Genomic DNA, 23083 nt, shown 5'->3' on the forward strand with positions numbered 1-23083 from the left:
AAGACTTAAATTAAAAGCACTACACATTAGGGACACGCCGCTGGATTCTGCGCTAAGCCTTTCGGCTTCCGCAGAAAGACGGAAATATTTACACGGACAAACAAAAAATCTACCACTGCGGAACAAGCTCAAAAGACGCCGGAGAGCGGATAACCACCATAACGAAAATAGAAGACACAGCGCTCTACGGTGCAATGATCTCCGAACTTGCAAACAATCCGCCGCTGAAATTGAAATAGAAACGGGCTGGAAATTTACAGGACAAAATCAGAGAATTGTGCGAAAATATAGGCGTACAAAATATTTGGGTAAAGGGCGGATTATAAATGACAAAGCAGCAGCTTGCGGCAAAGATATGGGCATCGGCGAACGCAATGCGCTCAAAAATTGAAGCCAACGAGTATAAGGACTATATACTCAGTTTTATTTTCTATAAATTTCTTTCTGACAAAGAAGAAGAATATCTCAGAAAAAATGATTACACTGATGAAGATATAGCAGAGTGCTTAAACGAAGACAACGAAGATACACTGAAATTATGCCGCGACAATCTTGGATACTTTATTGCGTATGAAAATCTTTTTTCCGTATGGACAGACCCTAAAAGTGATTTCCGCGTTGCAAATGTTGTCAATGCACTGAACGCTTTTGACCGTCTTATCAGTACCGAAACAAAGAAAAACAGGCTTTTCAAAGGAATATTCAACACACTTTCAAACGGGCTTTCAAAACTTGGAGATACAGAAGGCGCGCAGACGAAAGCAATCAGCAAATTGTTCGCTCTGATACAAGATATTCCCATGGACGGGAGTCAGGATTATGACGTTCTCGGTTTTATCTATGAATATCTTATTGCTAACTTTGCGGCAAATGCGGGCAAAAAAGCAGGAGAATTTTATACACCGCACGAAGTATCTCTGCTCATGTCTGAAATAATAGCAGAACAGCTGAAAGACAAAGAAGAAATAACAATATTAGACCCTACAAGCGGCTCAGGCTCCCTGCTTATCAACATAGGCAAGGCAGTTGCCAAAAACATGAAAGACAAAAATAAAATCAAATATTACGCGCAGGAACTAAAAGAAAACACATATAACCTTACGCGAATGAATCTTGTCATGCGCGGCATAAACGCTTCAAACATTGCAGTCAGAAACGCAGACACCCTTGAAGATGACTGTCCGTATTTTGACGATGAAACAGCATACGAAATGCTTCCGGTAGATGCCGTTGTCTCCAACCCTCCCTACTCGCAGCATTGGGACACAACAGACAAAGAAAACAACCCCAGATTTTCCGAATACGGAGTTGCGCCAAAGGGCAAAGCTGATTACGCTTTTTTGCTTCATGACCTTTACCATGTCAAAAACGACGGCGGCTTAATGACGATAGTGCTGCCTCACGGTGTACTTTTCAGAGGAGGCGAAGAAGGGGAAATACGCAAAAACCTCATAGAACACAACAAAATTGACACAATAATAGGACTTCCCGCGAATATTTTCTTCGGCACGTCAATTCCAACAATCATTATGGTGCTGAAACAACGCAGGACTACAACAGACATACTGATTATAGATGCTTCAAAAGGCTTCATAAAAGAAGGCAAAAACAACAAACTCCGTGCCTGCGATATAAAGAAAATAGCAGATACAATACGCGACAGAGCAACGATAGACAAATTCTCAAGAGTCGTTACAAAAGATGAAATCAGAGAAAACGACTACAACCTCAATATTCCTCGCTATGTTGACTCGTCAGAAAAAGCTGAAAACTGGGATATATACGCGATAATGTTCGGCGGAATACCCAACAGCGAAATTGACGAACTCAAAGAATATTGGACGACATTCCCGACACTGCGCGGGCAACTCTTTAAGCCTGAAAACAAAGAATATTGCAGCGTAAATACCGAAGATTTTAAAACAATGATTGAAAACTGTGCCGATGTTGCGTTATTCAAAGAAACGCACAAAGCCGCGTTTGACGGTTTCGCTGAGCAGCTCAAAGACAGACTTATCGGTGAAATGATGAAAATTTACGTCAGCGCTGAAGAAAAAATCATTGGAAACGACATATTCAAGCGTCTTGAAAAAAATCCTCTTGTTGATAAATATTATGCCTATCAGCTGCTTGACGACAGATGGCAGAAAATAGCAACAGACCTTGAAATATTACAGACAGAAGGCTTTGACGCCGTTCGCAAAATTGACCCCAATATAGTTACAAAGAAGACAAAAGATGACAAAATAGAAGAAGTGCAAAAAGGCTGGGTTGGCAGAATAATGCCTTTTGAACTGATACAGACAAATTTCTTCGCGGCAGAACTGACAGCGCTTGACGAAAACAGAGACAAACTTGCGGAAATAGTCAGCAGAAAAACAGACGCATGGGAAGAATTTGAAGATGATGAAAAGGAACAGCTGACAAAAGACGACAGCGATGATATAGACAGCACAAAACTCAAGAATGAATTCAAACGCTTGAAAGATGAGCGTTACAGACCGACAAAAGCAGACGCAGACAGTTTTGACGCAAGATTATATCTCTACGGCAAAATAATTGCAGAAGAAAAGGTGCAGAAAAAAAAGATTAAACAACTTGAAACAGCTCTTGAAACAAAAACCATATCCAAGATAAACACTCTTACAGATGATGAGGCAAAAGATTTACTCAATCAGAAATGGATTTTGCCGCTTGATACTGCTATTGCCGAAATTCCGGACAAAATTATTGCAACCCTCACGGAAAAAGCAGAACGTCTTGTCAAAAAATACGAAACGACAATGCTTGAAGTTGAGAATAATCTGCGAGATACCTCAAAAGAGTTATCTGCGATGATAGACGACCTCACGGGCAGCGATTACGATATGCAGGGACTTGCAGCATTCAAGAAACTTCTTGAAGGTGAAAATGTAAAAAAAACCTGCCCCGAAAAAATGTTTCCGAAAAATGACAGTAAAGTTCCTGAAATTCGGTTTAATGGATTTACGGAAGATTGGGAGCAGCGCAAGTTTTCAGATATAGCCGAAACGCGTCGCGGTCTTACATATACTCCTGAAAATATTCGGAGTTCAGGAATTCGAGTGTTGCGTTCGTCAAATATTGATGAAGATACGTTTGTAATGTCGGATGATGATGTTTTTGTTGAGGATAAAGCCGTGAATATTCCGTACCTTAACAACGGTGATATTTTAATTACTTCCGCGAATGGTTCTTCACGATTAGTAGGTAAGCATGCAATTATAAACAATATTAAAGAAAAAAGTGTCGTTCATGGAGGATTTATGCTTGTTGCATCTTCTAAAAATCCTTCATTTGTGAATGCGCTGATGAGCGCTCCATGGTATGCTACTTTCATAAATCTGTATGTTGCGGGTGGTAATGGAGCAATTGGAAATCTAAACAAGAATGACCTTGATAATCAATGTGTGTTTGTTCCTGATGTTGAAGAACAACGATGCATAGGTGAGTATTTCAAAAATCTTGATGCACTTATTATGTCTTATCAATGTGAGATTGAAAAGCTTCAAAATTTGAAAAAAGCTTTACTTGAAAAAATGTTTGTAGAGTAGGTGATTTTTATGGCGTTTAAGTCAGAGCTTGAGTTTGAAAGAGAACTGATTAGTTTGCTTACCGCTTCGTGCGGTTGGTCGCCTGATGTTATTAAAAATCCGACAGAAGAAGATTTAATTGAGAACTGGAAAAGAATACTGTTTGAACATAATAACACTAAGGAAAGTCTTAACGGATGTCCTTTGACCGACAGCGAAATGCGCCGTATTCTGGAGCAGATTAACAAGTTGCGCACACCGTTGAAGCTGCATGAATTTATCAACGATGAGAATATAACAATAATTAGAGACAATCCGAAAGACACGGCGCATGCCGGTAAGAGTATCAGTTTAAAGATTTTTGACCGCAACGCAATTGCTGGAGGGTGGAATTGTTATCAGATTGCAGAACAGCCGAAATTTGAGACACGTTCTCCGCTTGCAAGCGACAGGCGCGGGGATTTTACGTTGCTTATTAACGGTATGCCTCTTATTCACGTTGAACTGAAACGAAGCGGTGTACATGTCAGTGAAGCATGCGGACAGATAAAGAAATATACGCATGAAGGTGTTTTTGGTCAGGGAATTTTTTCGCTTGTTCAGATTTTTGCCGCTATGAATCCTGAGGAATTTTTGTATTTCGCAAATCCCGGCGAAGCAAGCAAGTTTAATCCTGATTATTATTTTCATTGGGCAGACTTTAACAATGTACAGATAAATGACTGGAAAAAAATCGCGCGTGAATTTTTATCTATTCCGAAAGCTCATGAAATGGTTGGGCTTTATATGGTTGCAGATGACGGCGACAAAGCGCTCAAGGTTATGCGCAGTTATCAGTATTATGCGGCACGCGCCATATCGGACAGAGTCGAAAAAATTAAATGGAACGAGCTTGACAATATGCCGCGCAGGGAGATAACGAAGCTTGGCGGTTATGTGTGGCACACTACAGGTTCCGGCAAAACACTGACATCTTTTAAGTCGGCTCAGCTTATAGCAAATTCCAAACATGCCGATAAGGTTGTATTTCTTGTTGACCGCAAGGAGCTTGGTACGCAGTCGCTTGGCGAATACCGCGGTTTTGCTGATGACGCGGAAACTGTAAACAGCACAGAAAATACAGATGTTTTGATTTCAAAGCTCAAAAGCGACAATGCCGATGATACGCTTATCGTTACGTCTATTCAGAAAATGTCCCGCATTAAAGAGGACACGCTGTGTTGCGGAAATGATATGGCAAAAATAAACAGCAAGCGTATTGTTGCAATAGTTGACGAATGTCATCGTTCAACGTCCGGCGATATGCTGCAGGATATTAAAATTACGTTCCCGAGGATTATACTTTTTGGCTTTACGGGTACACCTATCAGTAAAGAAAACGCAAAAGTCGGGGATATGACAACCGCGGATATTTTCGGTGACGAATTGTGCAGATACAGCATAGCACATGGTATAAATGACAAAAATGTGCTTGGATTTGACAAATATATGGTGCCTACTTACGATGAATCAGAAATGAAAAAGATGGTTGCTTTGCGTAAAGCTGATGCACAGACAGTAAACGAGGCGAATGAAAATCCTCGGAAGAAGAAAATATTTAATGAATATATTGCGTTACCTATGGCGGGTTATTATAACGAACAGGGTGATTATGTACGCGGAATTGAGGATTATATTCCTGAAAGTCAGTTTGAACGCGATGAGCATAAAGAGTCTGTCGTGGAAAATATTTTGAAGCATTGGGATATGCTTAGTCTCGGCAGTAAATTTCATGCTCTGCTTGCAACCAAAAACATTCCCGAAGCGTTGGATTACTATAACCGATTTAAGGCTGCAAAGCCTGATTTTAAGGTTTTTGTTCAGGTTGACCCAAGTATAGACAATGAAGACGGTGCTGCTTACAGAGAAGATGCTCTTATTCAAGTTCTTGAAGATTACAACGCCCGCTATGGACAGAACTATACAATGTCAAAATATGATAGCTTCAAAAAGGATGTCGCGCACCGTTTAGCACACAAACATTTGTACAAGGGTATTGAGAAAATTCCTGAAAAGCAGATTGATTTGCTTATTGTTGTAAATCAAATGCTTACAGGCTATGACTCAAAGTGGATTAACACTCTGTATTTGGATAAGGTGCTGAAATATGAGAATCTTATACAGGCATTTTCGAGGACGAACAGGCTTTTCGGGGACGATAAACCTTACGGCACCATAAAATATTACCGCAGAGTGCATACAATGGAACGCAATATTGATGCGGCTTTCAAAATGTATTCAGGTGATGAGGCATATTCTGTTTTTGTTGATAAACTTGAAAAGAACCTTAACAGCATGAATTACTGGTTCGGAGAGATTAAAACGATATTTGAAAATGCAGATATTCCTGATTTTGACAAGCTGCCTGAAGATAACGCGGAAAAGGGTAAATTTGCCGAAGATTTCAAATGCTTCAATGTCCGTTTGCAGTCTGCTAAAATACAGGGCTTTACTTGGAACGAGCTTGAATACCACTTTAAGCATGATAAACAGGAGACAACTGTTACATTACAGCTTGACGAAGAAACATACGTCAAGCTTCTTGCGAGATATAAAGATTTGCACGGGTTAAGCGTACAATGCGGCGGTGGTATGCCGTTTGAAATTGTCGGCAGTATTGTTGATATTGCCACAGGCAAAATCGATGCTGATTATATGAACTTGCATTTCAAAAAATATCTGAAAAAGCTCTCCGACCACGAAGACACTAAGGCTGTTTTGGATGAACTGCGCAAGACTTTTGCAACGCTCAGCATTGAAGAACAGAAATTTGCAAATTTGTTGCTGCACGATGTTGAAAGAGGCGATTTACTGCCAGAAGAAGACAAAACTTTCAGAGATTATCTGAACGAATATATGAAAAACAGCAAAAGCGCTGAGATTAGAAAATTTGCAGAAACATTTGGAATTGACGAACAGGCGCTTGCTGATTTAATTTCGCAAGGCGCGGACAGCGGCGATATTAACGAATTTGGTAGATTTGACAGCCTTGTTGCCAATTTTGACAAAGCAAAAGCCAAAGCTTACTTTGAGGCGCAGGAAGGCAAAACGCTGAAACAGTTTGAGGTTACGACCAAATTTAAGCTTTTAACGAGGGACTTTATTATTGCCGGTGGTTTTGAAATTTAAGTTAAAAACAAACAATCAAGGCGTATCTTCCATTTGTTTGAGTGTGTAGAGTCATTATTTTTTGTTGAGTGGCAGTATATAAAAATAAGGATTTTCTCGTGTAATGTACGGCAGATGTTATTATGAAGACTGTCCTGAGGAAGAGGACGATTTTGTGACTGATGCGGCGGAGGGTTATCTTTTATATAAGTTTTTGTCAGGTTCGGAGAAAAAGCATAGCGCCGGTTTTTGGAGCGGGGATTTTTCCGATGCTGACGCCGCGAAGGATGCTTACGACAGAGGTCTTATAAACGATTTGGATTTGCAGGAAGCATACGACAACGGTGTTATTGACGATGTCGATGTTGATTGCATTAATCCCGATGCGATAGATTACGAAGATTATTGATTGCGCCGAAGTGTATGAGAATACAGACAAGCGGGGGACTGATTTTTCAGTCCCCCGCTTTGTTTTTTGACTGTTACTGTATGAGAAATCAATTTTACCGCTTTACATAATATAACATATATGTTATATTATTGCCTGCGAGGATTTGAGTATTTTTAATTTTGAGGTTGTGGAAAATGAACAGTAAATACAGTCCTATAGAGTGGAATGATGAGGTCGAACGCAGTCTTTATTCTGCGGAGGAAATAGAAACGAACAGACTGGAAGCAGAGTTTATCCGCCAGCTGACGGCAGCAAGAAATGAGCGGAGCATTACGCAAAAGGAGCTTGAGAAACTCAGCGGAGTAAAACAGTCGGCGATAGCGAGGCTTGAACGCGGTACGGCGTCACCCGGCATTAAAACGCTTTTGAAGCTTTTGCGTCCTTTGAATATGACGCTTGCGATTGTTCCTGTTGAGGAACACAGGGGCAGGCGCGTTGCCGAAGCGTAATTTTCTGTCGTAGCGTAAGCGAAAACAAAAGCGGAGGGGGACTGATTTCAGTCCCCCCCGCGTTGTTTTTTGAATACTTTTGCCGGCAGCCGCCAAATGACAGCTGACAGCAGAATTTTGGTACAACAAAGATAGCCATAAGCAATAAGCAGTAAGCCTTAAGCAGAATAATACGAAAAAATCTTATTAAAAATAAAATCTTTTCACTGCTTTTGACTTAATGCTTACAGCTTACCGCTTAAAGCTTAACTCCGGATTACTTCTTACTGGGAGCACCGTTCATTTTCCTCCGAAGCCGCAGGGCTCTTGCTTTCCCTGCTCACACCCCGGTCACAGAGGCCTCGCGTATAAGAGTTTAAGCCCGAACTCCGCCGGAGAACGTTACCGAAGTGCTTAAACCCTGTAGCCGTAAAGGCAGCGGGCTTACCACCAAAGGCGCGCGCATCACGTAATGCGTGAGAGATGTATAAGGCGCAGTTTCTCTGCCGAGAAACAGCCGCAAAAACAGACCTCGGCAGGTCATACAACTGTTTCAGAAAAGCCATGCCCGACGAAAAATCGTCAACCCCCTCTACTTAAATATCTTGAAAAAATGACAAAAAATGGAAACCTCTGTCATTGCAAAGCCCTGCGGCGTCTGCGTTTTCCCAAGATACTTAAATAGAGGAAGTTTGCGTGTTTTTTGAGCTGCGGGTTACGAACGAAAAATCCGGTAAAAGTTCCAAAAGTGCAGTATTTACAACAGTTAATCGTACTTTTCCCGCCGTTCCGCTTTCAAAAAATTAACAAGTCCTCTCACTCTTAAAGGGGTCTTTTCAGAGCCCAAAAAACAACCCTGCTCTGAAAAAAAATCGGGATTTTTTTGCGGCGTTTTGCAAGAAAATGCGTTAAGCCTTGCAAATACCGAAAAAAGCCGTAAATAAATCCAACGGCAGTTCTCATTTCCCTCTGCACTATAATGTTCATGAAATAAGAAATTTGTAACAGGGGCAGAAATGAAAAAGAAATAAAAAATTGGTTCAACACGAAAAATTGAGGGATGTCCTATAAAAGACAGATTGTAATTGTTAGATAAAGGCCGTTGAAGAAAAAGATTTTAAGAGAAAGAAACGAAAGGTATTGAAAAAGGAGCAAGCACCTCATAAAGTCAATTCTGCAACAAATACAACAAGTGAGGTGAAATGGCTTGCTCCACGTAGATAATATATCATTTTCCATAAAAGTCCAACAGTTTTTATGTAACGCTGTTCATTATGACAGTCTTCAGCATTGCAGTGTACTGCCGTTTGCGAGTAACATGGATACGGCAGATGTCAAATGTCCCGACTGCGGAGGTTCTGTGCATATATACAGCAGAGGGGAACGCAGATTAAAGGATATGCCGTTTATTGTCGGTATACGCTCCGAATGCAGAGTTGCCCTTCACAGATACAGATGTCAGCAATGCGGTAGGACATTTACCGAGGATTGTTGCATGCGGTATCATGGAACAGATATAACAGTCAGGGCAGCGCATTGGGTTACAGAGTTGCTGAGTTATCATATTCCCATAAAAGCAGTACATGAAATTACAGGCATCAGCTGTGATACCATACGCAAGATACATAAAGAGATGATGTTGTGTGCGATATGCGAAAGGAAAGAGGAATTGCGGCTGTCAGGTTATAAACCGGTATATATTGCGGTAGATGAGTTTGCAATCAAGCGCGGGCGAATATACGGAACGTGTGTAATAGATTTGGATACAGGAGATGTTATATGGGTTGGTCTTGGAAAAAGCGCGGAAGACTTCAGCAGATTTTTTAAAGAAACAGACATGGAGTATCTGTCTGAAGTCAAAGCAGTTGCTATGGATATGAACGCTTCATATAATCTTGTAATAAGAAACTGCCTTCCGAAAGCTGAAATAGTATATGACAGATATCATTTTCAGGCAAAATACGGAAAGGATGTATTTAACAGAGTAAGACTTTCAGAAGCCGCACAATACAAGAACGCTGAAGACAATATAACAGCATGCTGGAGACGCAGCATTGCAAATGCAGAAACAAAACATTCTGAATATGAGATATATCGAAGACGTGAGTTAAGAGCCGGTAAGAACGAACAACGCAGCAAACGTAAAACCGTTAAAGCTTTGCGTTGGGTATTGTTGCGAAACAATGAAACATTGAGTCAGCAGGAGGCATTAAAACTGCAGGAAATTCTCAGCTGTCATGAAGATCTTGCTGTCTGTTATGCGATGAAAGAAGAACTGTGCCGTATGTTCTCCATCACCGACCCTGCGGCCGCAGACAGAAAATGGCACTCATGGTTTGACGCAGCGAAGGCAAGCGGCATAAAACCTTTGGTAAATTTCGCAAGACTTATGGAAAAAAGACTGCCGGGGTTGATTGCCCATGCAAAACATCCTATAAGTACAGGCAAACTTGAGGGGTTTAACAATAAAATCAAAGTAGCCAAACGAATAGGATATGGTTACAGGAATATGGAATATTTCTTTACGCTGATTAAATACATGAGTCTTACGGCTGTAAGAAAATCATACAGAACAGCATCATCTGTAAAAGTAACCTGACGCAAGCCACGCTCCAACATAGCAACAAATATTGACTCTGTCCCGCAGAGCTGTTGTTTTATCTGACTTTATGTAACTTTCAACATATTCCGAATGCTTAACTGCATGCTCAACTGCATAATTTGACTCTCGTAAAACTTTTATCTTCTGTCCCACAATTTTTCGTGTAGAGCCAAAAAATTTCCGAAAATTTTTGAAAAGTTTTTGAAAAGTTTTGCAAAAAATATGTTGACAGGGATATTTTTTTTGCTATAATTACCTCTTGCGTTAATCTATACAATAGGCGTTTTGCGCGCCTAAATTTTCGTTGGGGAGGCTGCTCCCATGCAGGAAAAGGCAACATCTTTGGGAAATGCGTTTGAGCGGCGCATTAAGTTCGGAAAAGAAGCCGAAGCGGTTAAAGCCGGTATGCGTAAGCCGACTGAGCTTCCGGATCTCGTGGAAGTCCAGCGCAATTCGTATCAGTGGTTTTTCCAGGCCGATGTTAAACCTGAGAAGAGAAAATCTCAGGGGATTCAGGAGCTTTTCGACGAAATTTTTCCGATAACGAGTTATGACGGTTCCTTCGCTCTGGAATTCGTCAAATATTCCGTTGAGCCCGTTTCAACAAGTCTTGATGAGGCTCGCAGCAGGGACCTTACGTGGTCGAGACCGCTGCGTGCGACGATCAGGCTGAGGAACGACAAAACGGGAGAAATCAAAGAAGAAGATATTTTTCTCGGTGACTTCCCTGCCATGACAGACAGAGGAACGTTCATCATTAACGGAACGGAGCGTGTCGTTGTCAACCAGCTGGCGCGTTCTGCGGGTATTTATTACAATGCTGATTTGTCAATACCGGGTCAGGAGACATACGGCGCAAAGCTTATTCCGGACCGCGGTGCGTGGATGGAGTTTGAACTTGCTCCCGACGGGCAGATTTCGGTAAAGGTTGACAACCGCAAGAAGGTTTCCGTAGCCACAATGCTCCGCGTCTACGGGGTGTCCGATACGGATGACATTCTTGCTCTCTTTGACGCTCAGGCGGCGGAGAAGGATATCGTTAAGGACAACGTTATGGGCATGCTGCTTGCCGAGGACGTCGAAGTTACTGTTGACGGCTCTTCCGTGCTTCTCGCAAAGAATACGAGAGTCGCAAAGGAAAGTATTGACGCGCTTTTCAAAGCCGGCAAAACAACGGTGAAGGTCTGGGACGTTGACCGTGCGATAACGACGACTATTGACCGTGACAAGTCGGATTCGCACGATTCAGCCTCAATGGAATTTTTCCGCGCGCTGCGTCCGAACGAACCGGTGCGCATGGAGAACGCCATTGAATACGTCAACGGCATTTTCAAGGATCCGCGCCGTTTCAGTCTCGGCGTTGTCGGCCGCTACAAGATCAACAAACGTCTCGGGCTGAATATTGACGCTGACGAGAGACTGCTCACAGTAGAGGATATTGTGGCGTTTGTCAACGGTCTTATCAGGCTCCGCGACAACGAAGAACATACAGACGACATCGACCACCTCGGCAACCGCCGCGTACGCGCTGTCGGCGAGCTGCTCCAGAATCAGGTGCGTATCGGTATGCTCCGTATGGAGAGAATCGCGCGTGAACGCATGACGACAATTTCAGATCTTGCGTCGGCAATGGCGAAGGATCTTATCAACGTGCGCCCGATTTCGGCGGCGCTTCGCGAGTTCTTCGGTTCGGGACAGCTTTCGCAGTTTATGGATCAGACAAACCCGTTGGCGGAGCTTACGCACAGACGCCGTCTGTCTGCGCTCGGCCCCGGAGGCATTTCGCGCGACAGAGCAGGCTTTGAAGCGCGCGACGTTCACCATACACACTACGGACGCATCTGCCCGATCGAAACGCCTGAAGGTCCGAACATCGGTCTTGTTACTTCGCTTGCGTCGTTCGCGAAGATTAACGAATACGGCTTCCTTATCTGCCCGCGCAGAAAGGTTGTCAACGGACGCGTCACAGACCAGATCGAATATCTGTCGGCAGACGATGAGGACGAGTTCTATATCGGCCGCGCAGACATGCCTATTGACGAGAACGGCTATGTACACCCGCTTCCCGGACAGAACGGCATCTACGTCCGCCACCATGACAACACGATAGAAATACAGCCTGAAGATCTTGATTACATCGACGTTTCCCCGAAACAGATAGTTTCAATTTCTACGGCGCTTATCCCGTTCCTTGAGCATGACGACGCCAACCGCGCGCTTATGGGTTCAAACATGCAGCGTCAGGCTGTTCCTCTTGTTTTCCCGGATTCGCCGCGCGTAGGTACGGGCATTGAGCACAACATTGCGAAGGACTCAGGTTCCTGCGTTGTTGCCCGCCGTCCGGGTACAGTCACTTATGTTGATGCGGACAGGATTGAAATCGACGTTACGAACGGCAAAAAGGAAAAGGAAAAATTCCGCAAGGAGCACGGCGACCTTCTGCAGAACCTCAGCCCCGAGGATTTTCTCGACGATAAGGATATCTACAGAATGCCGAAGTTCCGCCGTTCAAACCAGAGTACGGTTATTCACCAGAGACCGATAGTTGAGAACGGCCAGCAGGTTGCCGCCGGAGAGGTTATAGCCGACGGGCAGGCGTGCCAGAACGGCGAACTCGCTCTCGGACGCAACGTGCTTGTTGCCTTCGTTTCATGGGAAGGCTACAACTTTGAAGACGCAATTCTGCTCAACAGACGTCTTGTCAAAGAAGATTACTACACTTCCATACATATTGAAGAATACGAAATTGAGTCGCGCGATACGAAGCTCGGACCTGAAGAGATTACGCGCGATATTCCGAACGTCGGAGAGGACGCGCTTAAAAATCTTGACGAGGAAGGCATTGTCCGTATCGGAGCCAAGGTTAAGGCGGGAGACCTCCTTGTCGGAAAGGTTACGCCGAAGGGCGAGTCAGACCAGACTCCGGAAGAGAAACTGCTCCGCGCAATATTCGGCGAAAAGGCGCGCGAAGTGCGCGACACGTCGCTCAGAGTTCCTCACGGCGAAGGCGGTACGGTTGTTGACATCAAGATGCTTGACCGCGCAACGCACGCAGAGGATCTTTCACCCGGCGTCAGCCGCGTAGTCAAGGTCTATGTTGCTCAGTTCCGCAAGATAACGGAAGGCGACAAGATGGCGGGACGCCACGGAAACAAAGGCTGCGTATCAAGAATTATGGCTGAGGAGGATATGCCTTATCTCGCGGACGGTACACCGGTTGACGTTGTTCTCAACCCGCTGGGCGTTCCGAGCCGCATGAATCTCGGACAGGTTCTTGAAACGATGCTTGGTTTTGTCGCAATGGAGAACGGCTGGAAAACAACGACGCCTGTTTTTGACTCCGCAACGGGAGAGGAAATCAGAGATCTGCTTTCACAGGTCAGAGACAAGAAATATCAGGATCTCCGCGACGACAGCAAAATTACCCTTTACGACGGACGCACGGGCGAACCTATGGCAAACAAGGTTACGGTCGGAGTCATGTATATGATGAAGCTTATTCACCTTGTTGACGACAAGATTCACGCGCGTTCAATAGGGCCGTACAGCCTTATCACCCAGCAGCCGCTCGGCGGCAAGACGCAGTTCGGCGGACAGCGTTTCGGTGAAATGGAAGTCTGGGCGCTTGAAGGCTACGGCGCGTCGCACGTGCTGCAGGAAATGCTCACGATCAAATCCGACGATATCCGCGGACGACTCAAGACCTACGAGAAGATCGTCAAGGGCGAGAACCTTTCAAAGCCGGGAGTTCCGGAAAGCTTCAGGGTTCTTATCAAGGAACTTCAGGGACTCGGGCTTGACGTTGAAATCAAGTATTCCGACGGAACGTTCGGCGAACTCGTTGTGAACAGCGATGAGGACGACAGCAGAGGCTTTAAGCGTTATTCAATGAAACCGGATGCAGGCATAGATTCAATAGACGTTTTCGGAGCCGAGACGGAAAACAGGACAACAGACCTCTTATTTAATGACGACTCGGACGAAATGGACGGACTGCATATAACAGACGAAGATACAGACGCTGAAATACTTTCCGGCAAAGCAGCAGAGCAGGATATATTTGAAAGCGAAGATTCAGACAAGGGGGAGGACGAATAAATGACAGACGCAATCAACCGTGAAATAGTCGGCGTACGCATTAAACTTTCTTCACCGGAAAGAATCAGGGAGCTTTCCAAGGGCGAAGTAAAAAAGCCTGAAACGATTAACTACAGAACGCTTCGTCCCGAAAAAGAAGGGCTGTTCTGCGAGCGTATTTTCGGCCCCACAAAGAGTTATGAATGTGCCTGCGGAAAATACAAACGCAGCGGTCCAAAATTCCGCGGAGTAGTGTGCGACAGATGCGGCGTTGAAGTTACCGATAACCGCGTGCGCCGCGAGCGCATGGGGCATATAGAGCTTGCCGCGCCGGTCGTTCACATTTGGTATCTGCGCGGTATTCCGAGCCGTCTCAGTCTTCTTATAGGCGCTTCCACTAAGGACCTTGAGAAGGTTGTGTATTTTGCTCCTTCGCGCCGCAGAGAACGCTCCTACAAAGTCGTAAGCGCGGGTATTTTTGCTTCGCTGAAAGGCTCGCTTGTCTCACAGTCGGAAGAAAGAGTGCACCGTCATTACGACCCGCAGTTCAAGGCGGAACCGGCATACAGAATCAGCAAGGTTGACGAGTTCCCGCTCAGCGAGGGTGATCTCCTTACCAAGGACAAATACGACAAGTACAAAAAAGATTTCGGCGAAGAATTTACGGCAGAACCGGCTTTTTACCTTTTCAAAAAAGGCAATGAAGGCGGACGCGAGGCCGTAACGGAAGAAACCGCCAAAGCACGCAAAAAAGAGGATAAAAAGCTTGTCAGCGAACCGGCAATGCTCGGCAGCCAGGAGGCGTACATCGTCACCTCAGCCACGCATCTCCCCTTCGCCAAGGGCGACGTGCTTTCAGAATCAGAATCAAAGCATCTGAACGAGGAATACCCGAAACGTTTTACGACGCAGGAAGAGACAATGACGATAGAAGATCCGTGCTATCTTGTCATTGACCCTGGCAAATCGGCGTTCCAGCGCGCTTCCGTGGTTATCGAACGCGAGGAAAGAGCGTGCAGAAGCTACGACAAGCTGTTTGAGGCAGGCATCGGGGCAGAGGGCGTGCTTACCCTGCTTAAGAGAATTGACGTCAGCGTGCTTTCAGCGCAGCTTCGCGAAGAAATTGCGGAGAGCACCGGACAGAAAAAACGCAAGCTCGTTAAACGCCTTCAGGTTGCCGACGATTTCCTGAAAAGCGACAGCAAACCGGATTGGATGATTCTTTCCGTTCTTCCTGTCATTCCGCCCGATCTCCGTCCCATGGTTCAGCTTGACGGCGGACGTTTCGCGACCTCTGACCTTAACGACCTCTACCGCAGGGTTATAAACAGAAACAACCGTCTGCGCAGACTTCAGGAGCTTCACGCGCCTGAAATCATAGTGCGCAATGAAAAGAGAATGCTTCAGGAATCCGTTGACGCTCTTATTGACAACGGACGCAGGGGCAAAGCGGTGCTCGGCGCCGGAAACCGTCCGCTTAAATCGCTTACCGACCTTCTGCGCGGCAAAAAAGGACGCTTCCGCCAGAACCTCCTCGGCAAACGCGTTGACTATTCGGGACGTTCCGTCATCGTTATAGGACCGTATCTCAAGATATACCAGTGCGGCGTTCCGAAGGAGATGGCGCTTGAACTCTTCAAGCCGTTTGTCATGCACAAGCTTGTTGAGCTTCAGCTTGCTCCGAACGTCAAATCTGCGCGCCGTTTCATAGACAAGGGCAGGGAAGAAGTCTGGGCGCTGCTTGAGGACATAATTAAGGATCACCCTGTTATGCTCAACCGTGCTCCGACGCTTCACAGACTCGGCATTCAGGCGTTTGAGCCGGTGCTTGTCGAAGGTAAGGCGCTCCGTCTGCATCCGCTTGTCTGCACGGCGTTCAACGCGGACTTTGACGGTGACCAGATGGCTATCCACGTTCCGCTTTCACTCGAAGCCCAGACGGAAGCAAGGGTTCTCATGCTCTCGTCAAACAACCTGCTCTCGCCGGCAAGCGGAAAGCCTGTTGTCGTTCCTACACAGGACATGATCCTCGGAATGTTCTACATTACGACGATACTTGACGGACAGAAGGGCGAAGGCATGTACTTCAACGAACTCGACGACGTGCTTGCCGCGCTTGACCATAACCTTGTCAACGTGCATTCGAAGATATTCCTTAAGAAGCTTCCCGAATGGCATACGGACGCCGTCAACGAAAAGGGCGAGCCTGATCCTGAAGGCAAGTGGATACTGACGTGCCCCGGCCGTGCCCTGTTCAATACGACGCTTCACAGAGACATACGTTTTGTCAACAAGCGCATGAACAAAAAGAGCATGGCAAAGCTTCTTGACGACGCTTACGATCAGGTGGGACAGGCGGCAATGGTCAGAATGCTTGACCAGATCAAGTCCCTCGGCTACCACTGGTCAACAATGTCAGGCATAAGCCTCGGCGTCGGGGACATCATCATTCCGTCGGTAAAGAAAGAAATTGTTGACGACACGATGGAAAAGGACAACGTTCTGACCGACAACTACAACATGGGTATTCTTACGGAAGACGAGTATCTCCGTGAAAAAGATATCCTCTGGTCAGAAGCCGGCGGAAGAATTTCAGACCAGATTATGGACGGGCTTGACGACACGAACTCGCTCCGCATAATGGTTGATTCCGGAGCCCGAGGCTCGCGCGGACAGGTTGCCCAGATGGCGGGTATCCGCGGTCTTATGGCAGACCCGTCAGGCAGAATCATAGGCTACCCGATTACCGCAAACTTTGTTGAAGGGCTTAACACGCTCCAGTACTTCATTTCAACGCACGGCGCCAGAAAAGGTCTTGCCGACACGGCTCTTCGTACGGCAAAATCAGGTTATCTGACGCGCCGCCTCGTTGACGTCGCGCAGGATCTCATCATTACCGAAGAAGACTGCGGAACGCACGAAGGCATAGAAATCCGCCCGCTCAGACAGCAGGACGGAAAGATAATGATTCCCATGTCGGAACGCCTTGCGGGACGTGTCAGCCTTGAAGAGCTGAGAAATCCCGAAACCGGCGAACTGCTGCTTGAAAGAAACGAAGAAATCACGAACGAAAAAGCGGCGTATATTGACAGTCTCGGCATTGAATCGGTATGGGTCAGAAGCCCGCTTACCTGCGGCTGCAAAAACGGAATCTGCCGTACGTGCTACGGAAGAGACCTCAGTACGCGCGACAAGGTTTCAATCGGCGAATCAGTCGGCGTCGTTGCCGCGCAGTCAATCGGCGAACCCGGTACGCAGCTTACGCTTCGTACCTTCCACACCGGCGGCGTTCATACTTCGGAAGACATCACGCAGGGTCTGCCGCGTATTGAACAGCTGTTTGAAGTCAGACGCCCGAAGAAAGTCGCGATTTTGGCGGAAGTTGACGGCGTCCTTTCTGAAATCAAAGTTTCGGAAGGCAAACGCAAGCTTATAATCTCGGTGGAAAACGAAGCCGGCGAAGAAGAAAAACTTGCGTTCAACATTCCTCTTTCGCAGAACCTCAGCAGCGGCATAGTTGAAGGCTGCGAGATCGTAAAGGGAATGCAGCTCACGGAAGGCTACATTGATCCGCAGCAGCTTCTTGAGGTTGAAGGTCTTGAAGCGGTGCAGCACTATCTGCTTGACGGAATTCAGGACGTCTACCGTTCGCAGGGCGTTACGATCAACGACAAGCACATTGAAACGATACTCCGCAAGGTTGCCCCGATTAACAGGGTACGCGTTGTTGAAGAAGGCGACAGCTCGTTTGTTTCGGGAGAACTTGTCTGGAAAGACATACTTGTTGAAGCTGTCAAGAAGATAGCCGCCAACAATGAAATTTCTCTTGACCAGTCTGTAGAGTTCCTTGAGAAATTTGAAATCAAACAGATCCCTGCGGAATACCAGGAGCAGGCAAAAGGCAGGAAAACTCCGAAACTGACCCGCGCCCTGCTTGCGGAAATGCTCAAACCGGGCGGCAATGCGGGCGAAGTGCTTGCTGCCGACGAAAACGGTGAAGTTAAAATTATACTTGGCGACGCGGCTTTCAGACGCATGATTGAAGGCAGGGAAATTATTCAGGACTTCGAAGACCCGAAAACGGGCGAAATCCTTATCAAAAAAGGACAGAAGCTTACGGACAAGGACCTTACGACCATAGTCTCATGCACGCCGCAGCCGATACAGGTGAGAAACATAGAGTTCCTGAACAATGCAATTAACTCGCGCTGGCTTGCGGAAGACGTAAAACAGGGCGGCAAGGTTGTTCTTAAGGCAGACAGCTGCATTGACGAAACAGCGGTCAAGGTAATATGCAACTACGGTATTGAGGGCATCAAGCTCTGGAAAAACAACGACCGTATTGAAGTAAAAGACGTAATGCACGACTACCTTATAGACCTGATCGGCAATCCGCTTACGCAGGCGTTTGACGAGGACGGGGAAGTTGTGGAAAACCGCGCCCAGACTATTGACGGTGCGATAGTGCACGGTCTTGTTGACGGGAAAATTTCCGGCATTGAAACGGAAGGCAGGATTATAACCCGCGAAAAGGTTATCAAAGAAGCCCTTTCGTCAAAGCTGAGAAGCAAAGTCCTGCTTGAAACAGTAGAGGGTACGGAAGGCACGATACTTGCCGGAACGGACATCACTCCTGACGTGCTTGAAAAAATTGCCGAAATTGCGCCAGAAACGCTTGTTGTCCGTTCAAGACAGGCAATGAGCGAATACAGACAGATCATCGCAAGAGTGGCATTCGTGCGCAGACTCAGGGAAGCGCCAAAATGGAAGCCGGTTGTTCACGGCGTTACCAAAGCAGCCTTGGCTACGGACAGCTTCCTCTCGGCAGCGTCCTTCCAGCAGACAGCACAGGTGCTTGCGTCGTCAGCGGTGCGCGGCGACGTTGACGACCTTGTCGGGCTCAAAGAGAACGTCATTATCGGCCTTCTCATTCCGTCAGGCACAGGAATTGAGCGTTACAACAAGGTTGAGGTTACGGACGTCTACAGTCAGGAAGAAGAAACCGAAGAAACTCAGGCAGAAGAAGTTTCTGCTGAAGAAATTCCGGCTGAAACTGCGGCTGAAGACTCCGGTGCGGAAGAATAAAGCTCAGGCTGAAACAAAAACTACGGCAAAGCGGCGGATTTTCCGCCGCTTTGCTTGTTTGGAAGACCGTAAAAAAATATTTCACATTTATAGTTGAAAAGGCAGAATTAATTTCGGGTGTTTTAGAAAATTTTTTGTTGACAAATCGTGTTTATGTAGTTAATATCTATCGGTGCGCCTTTTTGCACAAGGGGTATGACTGTGCCCGTACGGGTAGTCTCATGGGCTGAAAGATATGATGGTTACTGGTTTTTTCAGCTGTATGACCTCAGTCGAACAAGGCGGATTTGACGGATAAGAGTTGAAGGCTCGCCGTCATATTATGGTTATGTGCACCTTTTGCACAAAATAATGCTAACCCCGGCGGTCCGGTGCAATTCAGGTCAAATTGCCTACAGGGTCAGCCGAAAGATAAAGAAAACAAAGAAAGGAGGAGATTGTATGCCGACAATTAGCCAGTTGATTCGTACAGGCAGAGAAGAGAAAAGACACCGTTCAAGCTCACCGGCACTCCAGAACAACCCGCAGCGCCGCGGCGTATGCACGCGTGTCTACACAGTAACGCCGAAAAAGCCTAACTCAGCTCTTCGTAAAGTCGCCCGTGTGCGTCTTACGAACGGTATCGAAGTTACTGCGTACATCCCGGGAGTCGGACACAACCTTCAGGAACACTCAGTTGTTCTTGTTCGCGGAGGACGTGTAAAAGACCTTCCCGGTGTCCGTTATCACATTGTCAGAGGAACACTCGACTGCGGCGGAGTTGAAAATCGCCGCCAGAGCCGCTCGCTCTACGGTGCACGTAGACCGAAGTAATATTTAAAGGGAGGAATTTCTAATGTCACGTAAAGGACATATCAGAAAACGCGTTTCACCGCCCGATTCAGTCTATAACAATGCCGTAATGGGAAGATTTATCAGCTGCCTCATGCTTGACGGCAAGAGAAGCGTCGCTGAAAAGATTTTCTACGGAGCACTGAATCTGGCAGCAGGCCGCCTCGACCTCAAACCTGAAGAGGTTTTCGAGAAAGCCATGACAAGCGTGGCGCCGCTCGTTGAGGTTCGTCCCCGCCGCGTAGGCGGAGCAACCTATCAGGTACCTGTCGAAGTTACGGCACCGCGCGGACAGGCGCTTGCGACACGCTGGATTATCAACTTCTCGCGCTCACGCAAAGGCATGCCGATGATGGAAAGACTCGCAAGAGAATTTCAGGATGCATGCAAAGGCGAAGGCGGTTCAATCAAGAAAAGAGAAGACACACACCGCATGGCTGAAGCGAACAAAGCGTTTGCTCACTATCGCTGGTAGAAGCAGCTGCAACACAGGTTATTTGTTTTAAGTTTTAAAGTTAGGATTTGGTGGTGTTAACGAGATGCAAGGCATCGACTTGAGCAAAGTGCGCAATATAGGAATAGCAGCGCATATAGACGCGGGGAAAACGACTACTACTGAGCGTATCCTTTTCTACACGGGCAAGAAGCACAAAATCGGTGAAACACACGAAGGCAGTGCTACTATGGACTGGATGGAACAGGAGCGCGAACGTGGTATTACGATTACCTCCGCCGCTACAACCTGCTTTTGGAACGATTGCCTTATCAATATAATTGATACACCCGGACACGTTGACTTTACGGTTGAAGTCGAACGTTCAATGCGGGTCCTTGACGGAGCGGTTTCAGTTTTCTGCGCTGTCGGGGGAGTTGAACCGCAGTCTGAAACAGTTTGGCGCCAGGCCGACAAATATCATGTCCCGCGTGTAGCATTCGTTAACAAAATGGACAGAGTTGGAGCGGATTTCATGGCTGTTGTGGACCAGATGAAGAACCGTCTGGGCGCAAAAGCAATTCCAATTCAGCTTCCCATAGGTGTCGAAGATACGTTCAAAGGAATGGTTGACCTTATTAAAATGAAAGCCGTTATCTATGACGATACTCTCGGCACCGAGTACCACATTGCGGAAATCCCTCCGCAGCTTAAAGATGACGCCGAAATTGCGAGAATGGAAATGATCGAGGCGTTGGCGGATCATGACGACGAACTTATGAGTCTTTATCTTGAAGGCAAGGAAGTGCCGAACGAGCTTATCACGAAGGTTCTTCGCAGTGCCACGATAAAGATGGAAATATTCCCCGTCATGTGCGGTTCAGCTTTTAAAAACAAAGGCGTTCAGCCGCTGCTTGACGCAATCGTCGATTATCTGCCCAGCCCGCTCGATATGCCTCCCGTAACCGGCGTCGATCCTGACGACGTAGCAAAAGAAAAGAGCTTCAAAACAGACGTTAACGAACCTTTTGCGGCTCTTGCTTTTAAGGTTATGGTTGACCCGTTTGTCGGAAGAATAGTTTTCTGCCGTATTTATTCAGGCAGCATTGAAAACGGTGTCACGGTTTACAATTCAGATACAAGACGTCGCGAACGTGTAGGACGCATCCTGCGCATGCACGCTGACAAGCGTGAAGACATCGACAGCGCCCAGGCAGGTCTTATAGTTGCCATACCGGGGCTCAAGATGGTCCGCACGGGCGACACTCTTTGCGATGAAAAGAATCCTATACTGCTTGAGAACCTCACGTTCCCGGATCCGGTTATCTCGCTCTCCGTCGAGCCGATGAGCAAAGCGGACCAGATTAAGCTGGCAAAGGGACTTGAAGCTCTTGCGGAAGAAGACCCGACGTTTAAGGTTTCACTTAACGAAGAGACGGGACAGACTCTTATAAGCGGTATGGGAGAACTTCATCTTGATATTATCGTTGACAGGCTTCGCAGAGAATTTAACGTTGAAGTTAAGGTCGGAGCTCCTCAGGTTGCGTACAAAGAAACAATCCGCAAACCGGCAAGAGCAGAAGGCAAATTTGTCCGCCAGTCAGGCGGTAAAGGTCAGTACGGAGACGTTGTTCTTGAAATCGAACCGCTCGAAGGCGGAGTCGGTTTCGAATGGGAGGACAAAATCGTGGGCGGTGCTGTACCTAAGGAATATGTTCCTGCGGCTCAGAAAGGCGCCGAAGATGCGCTTAACAACGGTATCCTTGGAGGATATCCTGTCATCGGTATAAAATGCTCAATAGTCGACGGCAGCTACCACGAAGTGGACAGCTCCGAAATGGCATTCCGCGTTGCAGGTTCCATGGCGATAAAGGAATGTTTGAAGAAAGCAGATCCTGTGCTTATGGAACCGATGATGAGAGTTGAAGTCGTTGTCCCTGAAGAATACATGGGCGACGTTATCGGAGACATCTCGTCACGCCGTGGCAGAGTATCGGAAATGGATGTACGGGCAAATGCAAGAATAGTAAAAGCGTTTGTCCCGCTCGCGGAAATGTTCGGTTACGCGACGGATTTAAGAAGCAGAACGTCCGGAAGAGGATCCTTCACAATGACATTTGATCATAATGAAGAGGTTCCCAGAAGCGTTGCCGAAGAGCTCCTTAAAAACTAAATAAATCAGCAAGCACTTATAAAAATCAAAGGGAGGAAACAGGAAATGGCAAAAGAGAAATTTGAAAGAACCAAGCCCCATCTTAACATAGGAACCATCGGTCACATAGACCACGGTAAGACGACCCTGACGGCGGCAATCACGAAAACGCTTGCCCGTCACAACGGAGCAGACTTTGTCCCGTTCAACATGATAGACAAAGCTCCGGAAGAAAGAGAACGCGGAATAACCATCAACATCGCCCACGTTGAATACCAGACAGAATCAAGACACTACGCCCACATTGACTGCCCGGGACACGCTGA

At 46.5% G+C, this 23083-nt stretch carries 12 protein-coding genes; all 12 read left to right on the plus strand.

Annotated features, from left to right (window positions below; genetic code table 11):
- The coding region (locus KBS54_02570) for a hypothetical protein (protein MBQ0055014.1) at positions 1-391 on the plus strand (391 nt) is incomplete at its 5' end.
- Positions 327-3572 (plus strand): type I restriction-modification system subunit M, encoded by a 3246-nt coding sequence (locus KBS54_02575; GenBank protein ID MBQ0055015.1) that lies wholly within the window; start codon positions 327-329, stop codon positions 3570-3572. The genes KBS54_02570 and KBS54_02575, both read left to right, overlap by 65 nt.
- A 9-nt stretch (positions 3573-3581) precedes the next feature.
- Positions 3582-6719, plus strand: coding sequence for a type I restriction endonuclease subunit R (locus tag KBS54_02580; protein ID MBQ0055016.1), 3138 nt, complete (start codon positions 3582-3584; stop codon positions 6717-6719).
- A 103-nt stretch (positions 6720-6822) separates the two neighbouring features.
- On the plus strand, positions 6823-7107 hold the full coding sequence (locus KBS54_02585) for a hypothetical protein (protein ID MBQ0055017.1): 285 nt from the start codon (positions 6823-6825) through the stop codon (positions 7105-7107).
- Between the two features lie 176 nt (positions 7108-7283).
- The gene (locus tag KBS54_02590) at positions 7284-7598 is read left to right on the plus strand and encodes a helix-turn-helix transcriptional regulator (protein MBQ0055018.1); all 315 of its coding nucleotides are present in this window, start codon (positions 7284-7286) and stop codon (positions 7596-7598) included.
- A gap of 1297 nt (positions 7599-8895) precedes the next feature.
- Positions 8896-10176: an ISL3 family transposase gene (locus KBS54_02595; GenBank protein MBQ0055019.1), complete on the plus strand. Its 1281-nt coding sequence runs from the start codon at positions 8896-8898 to the stop codon at positions 10174-10176.
- A 324-nt stretch (positions 10177-10500) separates the two neighbouring features.
- Positions 10501-14277 carry a DNA-directed RNA polymerase subunit beta gene (gene rpoB, locus KBS54_02600; protein ID MBQ0055020.1) on the plus strand — a complete coding sequence of 1259 codons (3777 nt, stop codon included), beginning with the start codon at positions 10501-10503 and terminating at the stop codon, positions 14275-14277.
- A complete protein-coding gene (gene rpoC, locus KBS54_02605) occupies positions 14278-19341 on the plus strand; it encodes a DNA-directed RNA polymerase subunit beta' (protein MBQ0055021.1) in 5064 nt (1687 codons plus the stop codon).
- Positions 19342-19782: 441 nt separating this feature from the next.
- Entirely contained in the window at positions 19783-20154 is a 372-nt protein-coding gene (rpsL, locus tag KBS54_02610; protein ID MBQ0055022.1) for a 30S ribosomal protein S12, read from the plus strand.
- A 22-nt stretch (positions 20155-20176) separates the two neighbouring features.
- Positions 20177-20647 (plus strand): 30S ribosomal protein S7, encoded by a 471-nt coding sequence (gene rpsG / locus KBS54_02615; GenBank protein MBQ0055023.1) that lies wholly within the window; start codon positions 20177-20179, stop codon positions 20645-20647.
- Positions 20648-20711: 64 nt separating this feature from the next.
- Positions 20712-22778 carry an elongation factor G gene (gene fusA, locus KBS54_02620; GenBank protein ID MBQ0055024.1) on the plus strand — a complete coding sequence of 689 codons (2067 nt, stop codon included), beginning with the start codon at positions 20712-20714 and terminating at the stop codon, positions 22776-22778.
- A 45-nt stretch (positions 22779-22823) separates the two neighbouring features.
- A partial coding sequence (gene tuf, locus KBS54_02625) for an elongation factor Tu (GenBank protein MBQ0055025.1) occupies positions 22824-23083 on the plus strand: 260 nt, incomplete at its 3' end.

The sequence above is a fragment of the Candidatus Equadaptatus faecalis genome (genome assembly GCA_018065065.1).
Lineage (GTDB): Bacteria > Synergistota > Synergistia > Synergistales > Synergistaceae > Equadaptatus > Equadaptatus faecalis.

Coding starts and splice junctions, on each gene's coding strand:
- KBS54_02575 (MBQ0055015.1), top strand. CDS start 327: ATGACAAAGCAGCAGCTTGCGGCAAAGATATGGGCATCGGCGAACGCA.
- KBS54_02580 (MBQ0055016.1), top strand. CDS start 3,582: ATGGCGTTTAAGTCAGAGCTTGAGTTTGAAAGAGAACTGATTAGTTTG.
- KBS54_02585 (MBQ0055017.1), top strand. CDS start 6,823: ATGTACGGCAGATGTTATTATGAAGACTGTCCTGAGGAAGAGGACGAT.
- KBS54_02590 (MBQ0055018.1), top strand. CDS start 7,284: ATGAACAGTAAATACAGTCCTATAGAGTGGAATGATGAGGTCGAACGC.
- KBS54_02595 (MBQ0055019.1), top strand. CDS start 8,896: ATGGATACGGCAGATGTCAAATGTCCCGACTGCGGAGGTTCTGTGCAT.
- rpoB (MBQ0055020.1), top strand. CDS start 10,501: ATGCAGGAAAAGGCAACATCTTTGGGAAATGCGTTTGAGCGGCGCATT.
- rpoC (MBQ0055021.1), top strand. CDS start 14,278: ATGACAGACGCAATCAACCGTGAAATAGTCGGCGTACGCATTAAACTT.
- rpsL (MBQ0055022.1), top strand. CDS start 19,783: ATGCCGACAATTAGCCAGTTGATTCGTACAGGCAGAGAAGAGAAAAGA.
- rpsG (MBQ0055023.1), top strand. CDS start 20,177: ATGTCACGTAAAGGACATATCAGAAAACGCGTTTCACCGCCCGATTCA.
- fusA (MBQ0055024.1), top strand. CDS start 20,712: ATGCAAGGCATCGACTTGAGCAAAGTGCGCAATATAGGAATAGCAGCG.